The organism is Paraburkholderia sp. SECH4, assembly GCF_030511745.1.
GTDB classification, from domain to species: domain Bacteria; phylum Pseudomonadota; class Gammaproteobacteria; order Burkholderiales; family Burkholderiaceae; genus Paraburkholderia; species Paraburkholderia madseniana.
The window spans coordinates 54,863-70,369 of sequence record NZ_JALOCP010000043.1; the positions used below are offsets into that span (position 1 = coordinate 54,863).

At 59.7% G+C, this 15,507-nt stretch carries 13 protein-coding genes; 6 read left to right on the forward strand and 7 right to left on the reverse strand.

All coding sequences use genetic code 11. From position 1 onward, the window contains the following. Nucleotides 1-34: 34 nt before the first annotated feature. The 7 genes from M0D67_RS35795 to M0D67_RS35825 all read right to left on the reverse strand — a co-directional run bounded on the left by M0D67_RS35795 (nucleotide 35) and on the right by M0D67_RS35825 (nucleotide 4,300). Entirely contained in the window at nucleotides 35-535 is a 501-nt protein-coding gene (locus M0D67_RS35795) for a TrbC family F-type conjugative pilus assembly protein (RefSeq protein WP_266241818.1), read from the reverse strand. Nucleotides 536-544: 9 nt separating this feature from the next. Then, the gene (locus M0D67_RS35800; RefSeq protein ID WP_266241820.1) at nucleotides 545-1,558 is read right to left on the reverse strand and encodes a TraU family protein; all 1,014 of its coding nucleotides are present in this window, start codon (nucleotides 1,556-1,558) and stop codon (nucleotides 545-547) included. A 35-nt stretch (nucleotides 1,559-1,593) separates the two neighbouring features. Then, complete coding sequence (locus M0D67_RS35805) at nucleotides 1,594-2,283, reverse strand: conjugal transfer protein (RefSeq protein ID WP_266241822.1); 690 nt, start codon at nucleotides 2,281-2,283, stop codon at nucleotides 1,594-1,596. Then, a complete protein-coding gene (locus M0D67_RS35810; protein WP_266241824.1) occupies nucleotides 2,283-2,810 on the reverse strand; it encodes a lytic transglycosylase domain-containing protein in 528 nt (175 codons plus the stop codon). Before M0D67_RS35810 ends, M0D67_RS35805 begins: the two co-directional genes overlap by 1 nt. A gap of 14 nt (nucleotides 2,811-2,824) precedes the next feature. Beyond that, nucleotides 2,825-3,103, reverse strand: coding sequence for a hypothetical protein (locus M0D67_RS35815; RefSeq protein WP_266241826.1), 279 nt, complete (start codon nucleotides 3,101-3,103; stop codon nucleotides 2,825-2,827). Beyond that, on the reverse strand, nucleotides 3,100-3,939 hold the full coding sequence (locus M0D67_RS35820) for a DsbC family protein (protein ID WP_266241828.1): 840 nt from the start codon (nucleotides 3,937-3,939) through the stop codon (nucleotides 3,100-3,102). Before M0D67_RS35820 ends, M0D67_RS35815 begins: the two co-directional genes overlap by 4 nt. A gap of 97 nt (nucleotides 3,940-4,036) precedes the next feature. Beyond that, complete coding sequence (locus M0D67_RS35825) at nucleotides 4,037-4,300, reverse strand: DUF5658 family protein (RefSeq protein ID WP_266241830.1); 264 nt, start codon at nucleotides 4,298-4,300, stop codon at nucleotides 4,037-4,039. Between the two features lie 255 nt (nucleotides 4,301-4,555). On the opposite strand from M0D67_RS35825, the gene M0D67_RS35830 reads away from it, so the two are divergent. From M0D67_RS35830 to M0D67_RS35855, 6 genes are all read left to right on the forward strand, one after another. Next, the gene (locus M0D67_RS35830) at nucleotides 4,556-5,782 is read left to right on the forward strand and encodes a zeta toxin family protein (protein ID WP_266241832.1); all 1,227 of its coding nucleotides are present in this window, start codon (nucleotides 4,556-4,558) and stop codon (nucleotides 5,780-5,782) included. A 14-nt stretch (nucleotides 5,783-5,796) separates the two neighbouring features. After that, a complete protein-coding gene (locus tag M0D67_RS35835; RefSeq protein ID WP_266241834.1) occupies nucleotides 5,797-7,017 on the forward strand; it encodes a DUF1173 domain-containing protein in 1,221 nt (406 codons plus the stop codon). A 74-nt stretch (nucleotides 7,018-7,091) separates the two neighbouring features. Next, nucleotides 7,092-7,622: a hypothetical protein gene (locus tag M0D67_RS35840; RefSeq protein ID WP_266241836.1), complete on the forward strand. Its 531-nt coding sequence runs from the start codon at nucleotides 7,092-7,094 to the stop codon at nucleotides 7,620-7,622. A gap of 621 nt (nucleotides 7,623-8,243) precedes the next feature. After that, complete coding sequence (locus M0D67_RS35845; protein ID WP_266241838.1) at nucleotides 8,244-9,401, forward strand: hypothetical protein; 1,158 nt, start codon at nucleotides 8,244-8,246, stop codon at nucleotides 9,399-9,401. Nucleotides 9,402-9,573: 172 nt separating this feature from the next. Then, nucleotides 9,574-10,836 (forward strand): autotransporter strand-loop-strand O-heptosyltransferase, encoded by a 1,263-nt coding sequence (locus M0D67_RS35850; protein WP_266241840.1) that lies wholly within the window; start codon nucleotides 9,574-9,576, stop codon nucleotides 10,834-10,836. 161 nt (nucleotides 10,837-10,997) lie between these two features. After that, a partial coding sequence (locus M0D67_RS35855) for an AIDA repeat-containing protein (RefSeq protein WP_266241842.1) occupies nucleotides 10,998-15,507 on the forward strand: 4,510 nt, incomplete at its 3' end.

The window sequence follows — 15,507 nt, forward strand, 5'->3', positions numbered from 1 at the left end:
AGGATATTCTACCCAGTCAATGTACTGACTACCATTACTCACTATTTCCGAACGCAGAAGAATAGGTCTGCGTTGCATACTCTCGCGCGGCCTGATGTCGCGAACCCTGCGCGAAGAACTTCAGTGCCTGCGACAGGCTCATGTCGCCTGCAACCGCCGAGTACTCCCCCGCGTTCTCGCTTTCGCCGTGCGCAACCACGAATGTTGGCGCTGACTTGACCCGATACCGCTGGGCTATGACGGGATCGATGATCCAGTGTGCCGGCCGCTTGCCGCAGCACAGCGCATTGATCTGGGTCGCATAGCGCTCGGTCGACATAAGCGTGTCGTCCGATCCACCGAACCCGTTCAGCACGATAGTGGCCTTTGCTGCACTCGCCTCGCGAGCCAGCGCAACTACGTCTCGTTGCGGCATGCGCGTCGAGACGAAAATGTAGGTGTTCCATTTCGCAGTCATCGTGCCAAGCAACGATTCATCGGCGTGGCCAATCGATGGAATCAGAAGGACGGAAAGTAGTGCCGCGATTGTTCGCATTTAAGTCTCCTAGTCGCCCGCAGAATTGGCACCCACAAGTGGAGTGCAGCAATCCTTCCGCTGAAAGATGAAGTACCCATAGTCTTTGTCTTGCGGACGGGCTGCACCGATCTCCTGGAAAGCCAGCGGGCGGCCGATGGGGGTGCACAGGTTGTCGGGAAAGGGGAAGGTGCGGTTTGTCTTGTACTGCCGCTTGTCCATGACGATCTGCGGCACGCCAAGTGCGCCACAGGAGTTAAGCGCGTCCTGTCCCGCAGACGTCTGCTGCGTTCCGGCCGCGTGCAGTTTTGCCAAAAGGCGGGCGATCATCAGGTGGGACATCTGCTCCGGTGTGTTTGCTACGGCCACATTGCCGTCGAGTGGATACATCGGCCCCCACGCACCAGCGACCCAGAAAAGTGTCTCGAGCGGAAAGCCGACGGTCGCAGCGATTGCATCGGGCATTTCGGCAGCGACGCTCAGCACGCTGGCGAACGGGTACGCGTAGGGAGTCAGAATCAATGAAAGCGCGTCGTCGCCCCATGTCGGATCGGCCCAACTCAGGAACGGGGCGTCGAAGGAACGGTTATCCAGGCAAGGATTCGCCACAACGGCACCAATCGCGGACATGACCGGATTGATGTATTCATTGGCCTGCATGAAGGCCGCCTTGCGTGTGCCCCTCAGATGCTGGTTGGTACGGACCTCACCACCGTATTCGTCCGAGTTGTATGGCGTGTTGATATCGATCCCTCCAAGCAACGGCATGCACCCCGGCTTGTTGGTCGTATCGACCATGTAGCGTGGCTCCCAGAACGACACCGGCGTTCCGATGGAAAGACTCTGTTCGCAGAGGCACACGGGTGATGAACTGACACCCGTGTCGTAGTCTTCGCCGTCGATACCGAAATTCAGTGACGCTCCCATGATCGACATCGGGAAGACGCAGTCGTAGCAGACGTCGGTGATGAGGTTCGGAAATGCACCGTTGCATGCCTGCTGCGCCTGTGCGGCAGTGGGTATCGCAACAGCCGACAGCAGCATCGCGAATGCAATCCAGAAGTTGAGCAGTGTCTTTCTCAATTGCCCGCTCCCATGCCGAACTGAAGGGCGAGCTGGTCGCCTTTCTGGTAAAGCGCCACCGGCACACTGCTGATACCGATGCCGTACAGTTTCCGCAGCGTGTTGATGATGATTTTTCGCTGATCGAGGTAGAACGGCACGCCTGCCACTCCGTGCCAGTCCACGTTCCTGTACTTGATACGCATCAGATACGCGGACCCAGCGGTCAGGACAATCTTTAAGGGTTCCGCACGACTACGCTCGACTGCCCAATCAACCTGACGTGGGTCGTTTCCATCGATGAACAACAGCCCCATCGTGAGGGGAAGTGCTTTCAGGGGATCAACCACTGTGCCTTTTCTGACGACGACCTTGCCGTTCTGGTCGCGGTAGTCCTGCGGCATTACGAACCGCAGATCGTGCAACTCTGTACGCGTCCCGTAGTCCGTGCGGATGCCCAGCGACGGCGGACTCTTGATGGAATCCAGCACCCGGTTCCGGTAGTTCTTCCAGAACTGGTCAAGCTCGCCAGTCGCCTGCTTGTGACGCATCACACTGCGAATTTCTTCGCGCGCATCCGGATCGAGGGCATAGGTCTGCGCTTTCGTGCCAAGATCCTCACCCTGAGCGACACCAGCTCCCATCATCACACCGAAGACAATGCCAAACGACAGCAGCCCCGCTCTGCGCAACGAGTTCGTTTTCATCAATCCACCACCATCATTGGTCGCCCACCCAGACGCGCACGCTGATTCACGGCTGGCGTGGGTGATTTGGTTGAGTCTGTCGCGCGCCCGCGCGGCTCGCGTGTAATGCGGAGATACTCGGCCTGGACCAGCTGCGCGTACCCGTTGCGTGCCGTCTCCTTGTCTCGAGCATTGCCGGCCCCGTAAGCGCCGACTGCGCGCCATGTATTCCCGTACATGCGGATGAAGTCGGAAAGGAGGAATGCTCCGACGTTGATATTCGTGCACTCGTCATACAGGTCGCGTTCGGATATCCCGTATTTCGACAGCCACTTCAGGTGTGACGGGTGAATTTGCATTTCGCCCATCGCCCCCGTCTTGTCGTTCGTTGCGGCAGGATTGAAGCGCGATTCGACATGGGCCATCGCGTACAGGAGATTGACGTTCACATGCCGGCGCGCGGCGGCATTTTCAAAGCACTGATCGGCCGCGGCCCGAACTGCGCCACATTGCGTCGTCAGAACTGCGGCAAGAATGAGGGAACTCACGCGCATGCCGCCCCCTATCGATCCAACGGACCTGTGACGACTCCCGAACCCAGCACCCTGCGAGCGAGATTGCGGAGCACGGCAGAGCCAAGAAGGACCATTTCAGCCAGCACTGCTGCGATCATTACGTAGCAGGAAATGGCAATCACGATTGCACCCATCACACCCCACGCACTAGCGGTACGCAGCATGAGCGCCGCCGTAAGGATCAGGGCGATGACCACGGCGTGGAATACCGGGTGTCGGCCCCGACGCGTGAGGCGCGAAGCAATTCTATTTACTAGATAGGTCATTTCCCTGCTCCAGCTAGCGCCATCGCAACCTTTCGAAACTGGGCCTCAATCCGCTCTGCCGACACCGCGCCAGGGATAAGCGAGCCGTCCGCGAAAATTAGCGCTGGGGTGCCGAAGATGTTCAGCTTCTGTCCGAGGGCAAGATTGCGGTCAATCGGGTTGTCGCAGGTTGGCTGGTCTGGCTGGCGATGGGCGTGCAGATAGGCCAGCCACGCATTCTTTAGACGCAGCCTAGCCTGCGCTTCCAGTTCGTTGGGATCAGTCGCGGTCGCAGCGCCGAGCGCAGTCACGGCGGTCGACGTATCGCGAGCCATCCGTTGGTAGTCACTCCACGCCTGCGCACGATCACGCTGACACCAGATTGCCTCTGCGACATTTGCCGCGTTGGGATGCAGCGAGGTGAGTGGGAACGGGAACACGTAGATCGTTGCGTCATGCAGTCTCGACAGATCACCATCGAGGTGCCGACAGTAAGGACAGTCTGGATCGTCGAACACATAGAGTCGATGAGATCCGTTACCGAACTTGATCGCGTCGCGAACGTCAAGTGTTGTCACATCGATCTTCGGGCGGCCCGCTTCCTTGATGTCAGTTGCCAACGAGTGTCGCGTTTTAAGGTTGATCACGTCGCCCGGTATCAGGATTGACAGATCGTCGTTGACGAAGAAAACTTCGCCCCCTTTCAGGACCGACCAGAAACCAGGAAACGCAGGAGCCACTTTTGCTCCTTCCGTCGCCGGGAAGCGCTTAACCAGATCAGCCTGAAAATCCGCATGCGCAACAAGTGCGTAGACGGCACACATACATGCAACGATGGATTTCAACCAGTAACGCATGATTCCTCGTCATTAATTGTCCGGCGCGTGGACTGGTGTCCGGCCAGGTTGTGAAGGAGAGTCAGAGGTATAGAGCCGGGGCATCGCCGGACGGAACTCACACCACGTAGTTATTGAACACCGCCAGACCGTAGGCGATAGCCAATATCGAAAGACAGGCTCCGTACTCCAGTTCGTAGAGCCCCTTGTGTCGTCGCCAGTACAGGTATCCGAGCAACAGGACGGCGAGAAATACAAGCTTCACGCAAGACAGCACCACCGCGAAGCGTGCCCACTGTCCCAACCAGTTCAATACCGAATTGGTTTCGCCCCGCTTCGTGTGAGCAACGAGTGTGCTATGCCAGTCAAGGATCTGAAGCAATGCGACTGTGCCAAGCAGTAGAGGCGTTCGGACGTAAGAAACCTTCCTGGCCAAATCGTGATTAACAATCCGCATATCTACTCCGCTATCCGTCGTGAATTCTGATACGTGTATGTACTGAGTATAATTTATTAGGCTTGTAAGTGCACAGTCCCGCCTCGATTCCTAATTTCGATATCGAGTCAGGTCGTTCGAATCAGGTGACTCGCACGTTGTTTTAATCGTCACCCATTTCATCCTGCCCTCGGAGTACCTGTGGAACTAGAGAACATCCGCTACGTCAATTACGAACAGCCTGACCGGCAACGAGTCCAGGACAATGCAATCAGGGCGGTAAAGGAGGACCCGGGGAGACTGATCGAAGCCTACCGGCACGACGCGCGATCTTTCGACGGTCGATACGTTGCCGCTGATCTGTTCAAGGAAACATTTCCGGAATTCAGCGCATCGAAGGAGGCTCGAAATCGCTACAACAATCCGGTGCACAACGCGGCTGCGGTGCTGTCATCGGCCCTCTTTTCGGAGAATCTGAAAGAGCCCCGCGAATCGGGCCGGGAGACTGTGTACTTCCTTACCGGCGTTCCGGGGGCTGGAAAGACTTCCCTCATCCTCGGTGAAGGACGCCTGCCGCGCGACGCGCACATGGTCTTTGAGGGTCAGATGTCCGACTACGCCACGAGCGAAGCTAAGATCAGCCAGGTGATCGCTGCCGGGTTCCGGCCTCACATCATGGTCGTCCACGTCCGATCCGAGTACGCGCTGGACAAGACTATCCAGCGCTTCTATGAAGAAGGGCGCGGCTCAAGCATCGCAACGATTGCAAAGATTCAGGGTGGGCTTCCGGAGTCTCTCGCGCGACTTGGCGCATACTTTGGAAATGACCTGCTTCTGGACATTGTCGACGTCCGGGATCGCGCGAACCCCGTCCGGCTTAGCGGACACGAAAACATCCATATCCTTAAATCAGAAGGTAGCCATGAACACATCCAGCAAAGACTCGAAGCCCGACTCCAACAACACCGGCAAGACGGACGAATCAACGACGATGCCTACCGGCAAGCAGCCGGACTCGCCCCCGGATCCGGCCACGGAGTGGATCGAGAGCGCAATGGAAACCTCAAAGAGAATGAGTCAGGACGAGGTGTTCCGCAAAGAGATCGCGTCCCGTCTGTTCTAACTCATGCACCAGGCGGTGACTCGCCGTCGACGTCGCAAGCCGCTCAGCACACTCCCCTCCGAATTACGGATGCCCACAACCTGCCGCCAGAAATCAGGAAGGCAGGTATTCGTGGGCACGTCATAGAAGCCAACGACAAGACCGTTCTGGTTCGCACCGGCAAGACAGACGCCGTTCGATTTTCCCGCTCCGAGATCAGCGGCAAGGTAGAACCCGGGAAGCGAATCGAGATGACTTTCAAGCCTCTTGAGCAAGAGCAGGGGCAGAGTCCGAAGATCGAACAGAAACGCGGGCTGAACAACTGAGCTCGGGGAACGACATGCACTACTACCTTATCGACGGCAGGAAGTTCAGCGATGCCGATCACGGCCTGCAGGCAGCGCTCGCGCGCGTGCATCACTCAGCCCAACGCCCTTTGTGTCTGTGCACGCATCCGGGCGTGCCAATGTACGTCGCAAAGGTCGACGGACATTTCCAGATCAAGCGAATGCCTGACTCCGGGGCACGTCACGCGGCGGAGTGCGAGTCCTTCGAACCACCCGCTGCGCTCAGTGGTCTCGGGGAAGTCCTCGGGCATGCGATCAAGGAGGACGTTAACGATGGTCTGACGACGCTACGACTCGACTTCGCGCTGAACAAGATTGCTGGCCGGGCACCGCCGGCGCCCTCGGGGGCCGAACCGGGCAGCATCAAGGCGGAAAGCGCGAAGCTCACGATTCGCTCTCTGCTGCACTACCTATGGGATTCCGCGCATCTCACGCACTGGAATCCTCGCATGGCCGGCAAGCGCAGCTGGGCGACGGTTCACAAATACCTGCTGCGTGCTTCGGAGGGCAACGTCACAAAGGGTATGCAGCTCGCCAGCACCCTCTACGTGCCGGAGCCCTTCTACCTCGATCGCAAGGCAGAAATCGTCCAGCGACGTGCTGCACTGATTTCCGCGGCCGATAAATCCAACCGTCCCGGGCAAAAACTCTTCATCGTGATTGGCGACCTCAAGGAGATCACGGAAGCGCGCTATGGCTGGAAGATGACCCTGAAACAGGTACCCGATTTTCCTTTCATGATCAGTACGGATCTGAACAACAAGCTGAAGGTGTTCCGGCCGGAGCTCGACTTGTGGAATGCCTACGGGTCCGAGGCTCACTTCATCGTCATCGCTACTTTTGGTGTCGGCAGCACGGGGGTCGCGCAGATAGAGGAAATGTCCGTCATGGTGACGAACGAGCAGTGGATTCCATTTTCCAACGTTCACGAAAAAGAACTGATCGACTCGCTTATCGCGGGAGGTCGACGTTTCGTGAAAGGACTCGCCTATAACCTGCCGAAGTCGAGGCCGCTTGCATGCGCTGTCCTCACGGACACGCAGCCCACCGATACTGCTATTCACCTGGTCCCAGCGAATGCTCCGGAGAGCTATCAAACCGCACTCGCCGACCTCATCGAAAGCAGCCGTGACCTCGCCCACATTCAATGGATTTCAGGCGAAGTACTACCGGCGATTCCCCCTGCGGTCATTCCCGACAAACACGATAACTAATCCCAGCGCAATCCGACGCCCACACTTTCGCATGCGAAAATTTACGTTGATTCTGATCTCACGGTTTCGACACCATGTCCACTTCCGTTCCTGCGATCGCGGTTTATCTTGTGCCGGCTATCGCCGGCGCGATCGGCCTGTCTGCGTGTTTTCGAGCCAACGTGGTGTTCGCGTTGCTCGCACTTCCGGGCACAGTCGCACACGAGTTGCTGCACTGGATTGCGGGACTGGTTTCGTTTGCTCGGCCCGAAGGTTTGAGCGTTATTCCGAGGCGGCTTCCTGATGGTCGGTATCAGCTCGGCTCGGCGACATTCGCGAATGTGCGCTGGTGGAACGCGGCCATTGTTTCGCTTGCGCCGCTCGCCGGGTACCCCCTTGCCTGCGCTGTCGCCGCGATCCGTCTGCGAAATGGCTGGGCATTCCACCCTTATGATCTTGTCATCTGGTTTTCACTCGCCCAATTGACATTTGCCTCGTGGCCGTCCCTTACCGACTGGCATCTTGCCTTGCGGTCGTGGCCGATGCTCGCGCTCGGCGGATTGCTGGCGTGGTGGGGAGACTGGCATACCCTATTCGGGGCAGCCTTGCATCCGTATCTTCAATAGGAAGATGGGTACACGAGCGTGTCTCGAACTATCGCAACCCAGGAGTGTCGGGGGCGCGCGGAGACTGAGCCGAGGTAGCCTTGTGCTGCGTCGCGCGGGGGGCTTTCCTGTCAATGGATGCGTCTGTTGCCATCACCGGGAGATCGCGCTTTAGAACCTGACGAAAGGCTGGCTTTGCGACTCGGTCCGAGGTAATCAGGACCGATAGTTTGCGGCAGGATTCGATGTGCTCGAACGCGAATTCTGCAGCACCGTGGAGTGTGCGATGCCAACGGACGCGGACCCGTGAATCATCTAACTCTACGTCAGCCAGCATCAGCACGCGGACGCGCCCTGCGGCATTGCTGACATATTCGCACGGCATCAGCACGCCAGCGACTACGACGTTCTCTGCTTTTATCCTTCCTGCCGGTTCGCCCTTCGCGTGCGTAGCCGATCGCATAAAACACCCTCGTTAGCGCTGACTGGTTGCGGCCAGGTCGCTCATCTTCACGCATCTGTGCAAAAAGAATACCGATCTGGGCGCTGCTGCCGTGAATTGTAGTATCCATCAGGGGTGACTACAATTCATTACATCGAAATTCAGCAAGTTCAACGACTTCCTTCTTGGCACCCATGCGCATGCCTACCATTCGCGACATTGCTATCGCTATCCCACTGCTATTGGCAGCGCAAGGCCATGCGCAGCAAGCGCCATTCGCTCCGGACGCCGTCAAGGGAATCGCCGACTCGACTTTCGACTCTCCTGTCTTCAAGACAATGGTCCAGCGGCTGCAGCAGCAGAGTGCGAGTGCGATTCAAAGCATTGGAGGAGCGGAACTTGCCCGTGTGAAGGCATCGCTGCCGAAGGGTGCTGATCTTGGGCACCTACGCTACGGCACTCACAACGTCGTGAGCAACGACGGCGATGCCGTCGTGACCCTAATCATTCAGGCAGCACACGAGACGCCCACGGATCGCGCTCCCATTCTCGCGCGGCTCGCGGACCTGGCCGGGCAGCGTATTCCGGAAGCGCTCAATGTTGAGGGTTTTCTGTCCGAATATGGCATATGGGGAACGCCGCAGAGCATGCCTCGTGCGCTGCAGATGTATCGCTCAGCTGCTTCGTTGAATTACCAGCCGGCCGTCTACAACCTCGCGCTTGCCGCGGCGTATGGCAAAGGCTCGCAGGCAGACGTCAACAATGCTACTGCCCTGATCAGCGAAGCGTACTCAATCGCTCCGGATCCGTCTGGCCGGGTCTGCGGGTTTGGAGCATTCCTAAGCTACCGTCAGGGTGATCGCGAGGAGTCGCTGAGGTACGCGTCGAAAGGTTGCATGTCGGACCTTGCCAGCATTCCAAAAGCGCTGTACGACGATCAGGTTGTTCCTGCCCAACGCATCATGCTGCTGCGCGCCTCGATCGCGACGGGCGTCGACGATGGATACGGCCTGCTCGAGCGCACGACTCGTGCGATGAAACCCGACTCGCAGTATCTGTGGTGCAAATATGCGCTTGTCAACAAGTATCGGCGTTCGCTGGTCGGAAACAGACTGATGGACGATGCACTGTCTTGCTACCACGACCTGCAGCCGGCCGGAGCTGATCCCCGGCAGGAATTGATTCGGCGCGAGACGACCATTCCCGGCATTGTTGGTTTTGTGCCCATCGAGATCCGCGCGCTCCAGAAGCTGCGTGAATCGAACCATTTCCATTACGCGTGGAGCGTTCCTTATCTGCCCTTCCGGCAGGACGATGCTGACCTGTTCGAACCGTTTGTTAAGCATGCCAAATCGTAGTGACGAAGATATTCCGTCACTACCCTTCTGGGGTTATTTCTATCTGAAGTGTGTACGACGCATTCCGGCAATGAGTGAGTCTCGCTTTCAAAAAATTCGTCCGCTTGATGACCACAGCAGTCCGGTTCGTTTGGCGGTCTCTTCTGTTTTCTGACTTCCATACCTCAAAACTATGACCGCCGCACTCAATACCCAAACTCCCGCAGATCTGGAGCGCTCAGTCATTCAGGAGCCGCGCCTCTCTTCCGTCCCCGTCCAGCCCGTACAGGTGATCAAGCGGGCCTTTCTTGCACCTGCAGAGGTCAACACGCAACAAGGCCCGGACGGTATCCGTTATGACTTCAATGACGGGTGTCGGGTCTCAGTCCCCGAGGGAAATTGGCGAGTGGAGATGCGGGATAGCAGTTCGGATTACGTTCTGTACAGGATGCCGCTGAACAACAGTGGCGTATCCACGAACAAGAAATTCTTTGTCCCTTTTGGCATCCGTGTATGGAAAGACGATGCACTGGTTTTTGAGCACAACCTTAGTCTCAAGGGTAAGAAGGTGCTCATCCAGTTTCCGGTCGGGACGCTTGGCGACCTGATCGCATGGTTCCCCTACGCCGTCAGGTTCGAGCAGATTCACGGATGCAAGCTGACGTGCTCGATGGGCGCGCCCATCATCGCCCTCTTCAAGGGTACGTACCCTTCGATCGAGTTCCGGACTCCGGAGGAAGTCAATACTGCCGAGTTCTACGCGACCTACAACATTGGGCTCTTTTTCAATGACGTCGAGAACCGGTTGCAGCCGATCGATTTTCGTCACGCAGGTCTGCATCGAACTGCCGCCTACATCCTCGGCGTCGACACGGCGGAGGAGCCACCGAAGCTCGACCTCCCCGACGCCCACCGGCCGATCCCTGAGAAGTATGTCTGCATTGCGGTCAATGCTTCCACACAGTGCAAGTACTGGAACTATCCCGGCGGCTGGCTGGAAATCGTCCGTTTCCTGAAGGAAAACGGCTACCGCGTGATCTGCATTGACAAGGCACCGACACACGACGTCGGATTGATGCGCAATCAGATTCCGCATGGCTGCGAGGACGAGACAGGCGATCGCCCCTTGATCGAACGAGCCCACTGGCTCAAACACGCGGAGTTTTTCATCGGCCTGAGCAGCGGCCTCGCGTGGCTTGCATGGGCCGCTGGTACGCCTGTCGTGATGATCAGCGGCTTTACCCTTCCCAGCAATGAATTCTGGACTCCGTATCGCGTGATCAATTACCACGTATGCAACGGATGCTGGAACGACGCTGCCCTGATGTTCAAGCACGACGATTTTATGTGGTGCCCTCGTAAGGCAGGCACCCCACAACAGTTCGAATGCACAACCCAGATAACGCCTGAGCAGGTCCGTCAGGTTATCCGGACGATTCCGAATTTTGGTAGTTGATTGAAGTAGTCATGCCGCTTTTCAGCCCATTGCGCCGGCGCGTCGTTCCCAGGAAGCCGCCATTAGACGACTGAGCGTCTGTCGTAATTTTCGCATCCAGTCGTCTGGTCGTCAGAGATCCGGCTTAGCGCGTCACCTTTAGATCAACACCAGGAAACAACATGAATCGATTGACGTTTCGGCGCAAGTACGGAACCCGGCGTTTTGGCGTGAAAAGGGTTCGGCTGGCTTCACTGCTTTGTGGCCTGCTCGCCGTTGTCGCGGCGCAACTCCCATCGTCGACAGCTCGTGCATATATGTTGACGCCGTACGAAATCACGTCTGGGCAGGTAGTTTCAGGTTGGACCTGGGACGGCCTAACTTCGGAACTTATCGTCGATTCCGGCGCCGTACTGGAGTACACCAATCCAGGCGTTGCGATTCAGCTTAATGGCGGCACAGGTCTCTCCAATACAGTTGCAGCGGGGAAGATCGAATTCGTGTACGCGGGAGGGGTGGACCAGGCGAGTTTTGTTGCTGGTAGCGCAGTGATATCTAGCGGCGGACTGGTGCTTGGCGATACCGTCGCGCCGGGTGGGATCATGGCCGTCAGCAGTGGCGGCGTCGTTTCGGGGGTGCTCGTAAGTGGGGGCACTCTGAATATCAGCCTCGGCGGCATCGGGAACAACACGAATGTCGTCGGTGGAGGGAGTGAGAACGTCTCCAGCGGTGGCGGAGGTAACGGGTCCGTTGTGAATGGCGGGTCGGAAACGGTGTATGCCGGTGGAACGGAGACCAACGGCACGCTACTGGGCGGTACCCTGAACGACTACGGCCTCGTCGTTAATGAAACGGTTGCGGGCGGAACAGCGAATGTTTTCAGTGGCGGCACCGCTAGCGGTGGGTTGGTGAAAGCTGGTGGCACCCAGAATGTCGCCGTGGGTGGAACAACCAGCAATGTGGTTGTGAGTGGCGGCACCCAAAACGACGCAGGTACGGCGACAGGCACGCTCATAGAAGGCGCTGGTAATCAGAGCGTAACTGGTAGCGCAAACAACACGACTGTCAACGGTGGCGTTCAGACCGTTCAGGTTGGCGGCACGGCCAATACGACCACGGTTACGAACGGCTCGCAGACCGTTTCGGGTACCGCGAACGGCACAACGATTAGTGCTGGTGGCGCGCAAAACGTCTGGGGCACGGCGGGCGGCACGACGATCAGCAGTGGCGGCACTGAGACCGTTGAGAACGGTGGCGTGGCGAGTGGTGGCTCGATCGGTGCAGGCGGCCTCCAAACCGTGCTGAACGGCGGCTCGGCTGCATCCGTCAGCGTCAGCGGTGGCACGCAGACCATCGCCGCGGGCGCTACCGCGACGTCGACTACGGTCAGCAATGGCACCCAGGCGGTCAGCGGCACCGCGAACAACACCATCGTCACTGGCGGTGGCGTTGAAAACGTCTACGGCACAGCGAACTCAAGCACGGTCAGCGGTGGCGGCACGGAGACGGTTGAGAACGGTGGCCGCGCCAGCGGTGGCTCGATCGGCGCGGGCGGCCTGCAAGCCATATTGAACGGGGGCTCGGCCGCATTTGTCAACGTCAACGGCGGCACGCAGACTATCGCCGCCGGCGCCACCGCCACGGCGACCACGCTCGCCAGCGGGACGCAGACGGTCAGCGGCACGGCGAATAGCACCATCGTGACTGGCAGCGGCATCGAGAATGTCTACGGCACGGCGAACTCGACCACGGTGAGCAGCGGCGGCAACGAGACCGTCGAAGGCGGCGGTCTGGCCAGTGGAGGCTCTATCGGTGCCGGCGGCCTGCAAACGGTAGCGAGCGGCGGCTCGGCCACCGCCGCCGTCGTCAACGGTGGCTCGCAGACTGTCGCCGCGGGTGGCACCGCGACGTCGACCACGATCAGCAGCGGCACTCAGACGGTAAGCGGCGCGGCCAACAACACCGTCGTCAACGGGGGCACGCAGACTGTCGCCGCAGGCGGCACCGCAACGTCGACCACGGTCAGCAGCGGTACCCAGACCGTCAGCGGCACGGCGAATAGCACCATCGTGACTGGCAGTGGCATCGAGAACGTCTACGGCACGGCAAACTCGACGGCAGTGAGCAGCGGCGGCACCGAGACCGTCGAGGGCGGCGGTCTGGCCAGCGGAGGTACCATCGGCGCCGGCGGCCTGCAAACGGTAGCAGGGGGCGGCTCGGCCACAGCCGTCGCCGTCAACGGTGGCTCGCAGACTGTCGCCGCTGGCGGCACCGCGACGTCGACCACGCTGACCGGTGGTACCCAGACCGTCAGCGGCACGGCGAATAGCACCATCGTGACCGGCAGTGGCATCGAGTACGTCTACGGCACGGCAAACTCAACCACGGTCAGCAGCGGGGGCACCGAGACCGTCGAAGGCGGCGGCCTGGCCAGCGGGGGCATCATCAGCGCGGGCGGCCTGCAAACGGTAACGAGCGGCGGCTCGGCCACAGCCGTCGTCGGCAACGGCGGCTCGCAGACTGTCGCCGCTGGCGGCACCGCAACGTCGACCACGGTGACCGGTGGTGCCCAGACTGTCAGCGGCACGGCGAACAATACCGTCGTCACCGGCAGCGGTGTCGAAAACGTCTACGGCACGGCGAACTCAAGCACAGTCAGCAGCGGTGGCACCGAGACCGTCAAGGGCGGCGGTCTGGCCAGCGGAGGCACCATCCGTGCCGGCGGCCTGCAATCGGTAGCGAGCGGCGGTTCGGCCACAGCCGTCGTCGTCAACGGCGGCTTGCAGACTGTTGCCGCTGGCGGCACCGCGACGTCGACTGCGCTCAGCAGCGGTACACAGACTGTTAGCGGCACCGCCAACAACACCATCGTCGGCAACGGTGGCGTCGAAAACGTCTACGGCACAGCAAACTCGACCACAGTCAGTAGCGGCGGCGTCGAGACAGTCGGGAGCGGTGGCCTGGCCAGCGGGGGCACAATCAGCGCGGGCGGCACCCAAACTGTATCGAGCGGTGGTTCTGCCGTGTCGATCGGTGTCGCCGGTGGCAACGAGGTCATCCAGAGCGGCGGCACGGTCACGTCAGCCACGATAGGGAGTGGCGGCACGCAATCTGTTCTGGGCGGTGGCGCCGCGTACGCTACCACCGTGAATGGCGGGGGCCTGCAGTATGTGGATGGTGTGGTGGAGGGCTACGCCTATTCCAGTGTGATCAATAGTGGCGGTACGCAGGAAGTTGTATCCGGGGGCTCGGCCGTGGATACAACCGTGAATAGCGGAGGCCTCCAGGAGGTGACATCCGGTGGCTCGGCCACCGGTACCACGGCAGACAGCGGCGGTACGCTTAACGTCCAGGCGGGTGGCACGGCAACCGGCGTCACGCAGAACAGCGGCGCAGCGCTCGAAACAAACACGTCGGCGACACTCTCGGGTACGTATGTTTCCAACGGTACGTCCAGCACCTTTTCGATTGCCGGGAACAACGCCAGCGGCGTCGTGCTTGAGAATGGCGGCTCGCTAACCGATCTGGCCAACGGCACCGCCCTCAATACCACGGTGAACAGCGGCGGCTCGGAATACGTCTCGTCGGGCGGTGTATCGTCGGACACAACCGTGAACAGTGGTGGCACACAGTACGTACTGTCGTCCGGTTCCGCCGTCGGTGTGTCCATCAACAACGGTGGCAACCAGACCGTCTCCAGTGGAGGCGCCGCGATCAACACCGCCGTCAGCAGTGGCGGCACACAGACGATTTCAAGCGGCGGAAACGCAGTCGGCACGACGCTCGGTAGCAGTGGCACGGGAGTCGTCCTGGCCGGCGGCAGCGCCACCAGCCTGACGCAGGAAAGCGGCGCGGCGTTAGTAACGAATACATTGGCGACGGTCTCCGGCACTTACGTCTCAGGCGGCTCGTCAAGCACCTTCGCCATTGCCAGCAACCACGCCAGCGGCATCGTTGTTGAAGACGGCGGTTCACTAACCGAGCTCGCCGGTGGCACCGCGATTGATACGACCATCAACAGTGGCGGCACGGAAACCATTTCCTCAGGAAGCGTCGCGACCAGTACGACCATCAACAACAGTGGTGAACAGTACGTGCTGTCAGCGGGTTCGGCAGTCAACGCCACCGTCAATGATGGTGGTGAGCAGATCGTTTCCAGTGGCGGCGTCGTCATCACCACGCACGTGAACAGCGGCGGGACAGATGTGATCCTGGGTGGCGCCACGGCGACTGGTACGACTGTCACAAGCGGCGGCAACGAAGTCATCTCGTCAGGCGGCACGGCGACCGGTACGACGGTCGACAACGGCGGCACCCAGACAATTTCGGGCGGCGGCTCGTCGGTCGATACGACCGTCAGCAGCGGCGGCAACCAAGTGGTTTCATCCGGGGGCGCCGCGGCCAGCACGACGGTCGGCAACGGTGGCACCCAGACAATTTCGAGCGGTGGCTCGTCGGTGGATACGACCGTCAGCAGCGGCGGCAACGAAGTGGTTTCGTCCGGGGGCACCGCGACCAGTACGACGGTTGGAAACGGTGGCGCCCAGACGATTTCGAGCGGTGGCTCGTCGGTTGATACCGCCGTCAACAGCGGCGGCACAGAGCTCATTTCGTCCGGTGGTGTCGCCCGCAACACCACCGTGAATAGCGGAGGCCTCCAGGAGGTGACATCCGGTGGCTCGGCCACCGGTA

Coding starts and splice junctions, on each gene's coding strand:
- M0D67_RS35795 (WP_266241818.1), bottom strand. CDS start 535: ATGCGAACAATCGCGGCACTACTTTCCGTCCTTCTGATTCCATCGATT.
- M0D67_RS35800 (WP_266241820.1), bottom strand. CDS start 1,558: ATGCTGCTGTCGGCTGTTGCGATACCCACTGCCGCACAGGCGCAGCAG.
- M0D67_RS35805 (WP_266241822.1), bottom strand. CDS start 2,283: ATGAAAACGAACTCGTTGCGCAGAGCGGGGCTGCTGTCGTTTGGCATT.
- M0D67_RS35815 (WP_266241826.1), bottom strand. CDS start 3,103: ATGACCTATCTAGTAAATAGAATTGCTTCGCGCCTCACGCGTCGGGGC.
- M0D67_RS35820 (WP_266241828.1), bottom strand. CDS start 3,939: ATGCGTTACTGGTTGAAATCCATCGTTGCATGTATGTGTGCCGTCTAC.
- M0D67_RS35835 (WP_266241834.1), top strand. CDS start 5,797: ATGCACTACTACCTTATCGACGGCAGGAAGTTCAGCGATGCCGATCAC.
- M0D67_RS35840 (WP_266241836.1), top strand. CDS start 7,092: ATGTCCACTTCCGTTCCTGCGATCGCGGTTTATCTTGTGCCGGCTATC.
- M0D67_RS35845 (WP_266241838.1), top strand. CDS start 8,244: ATGCCTACCATTCGCGACATTGCTATCGCTATCCCACTGCTATTGGCA.
- M0D67_RS35850 (WP_266241840.1), top strand. CDS start 9,574: ATGACCGCCGCACTCAATACCCAAACTCCCGCAGATCTGGAGCGCTCA.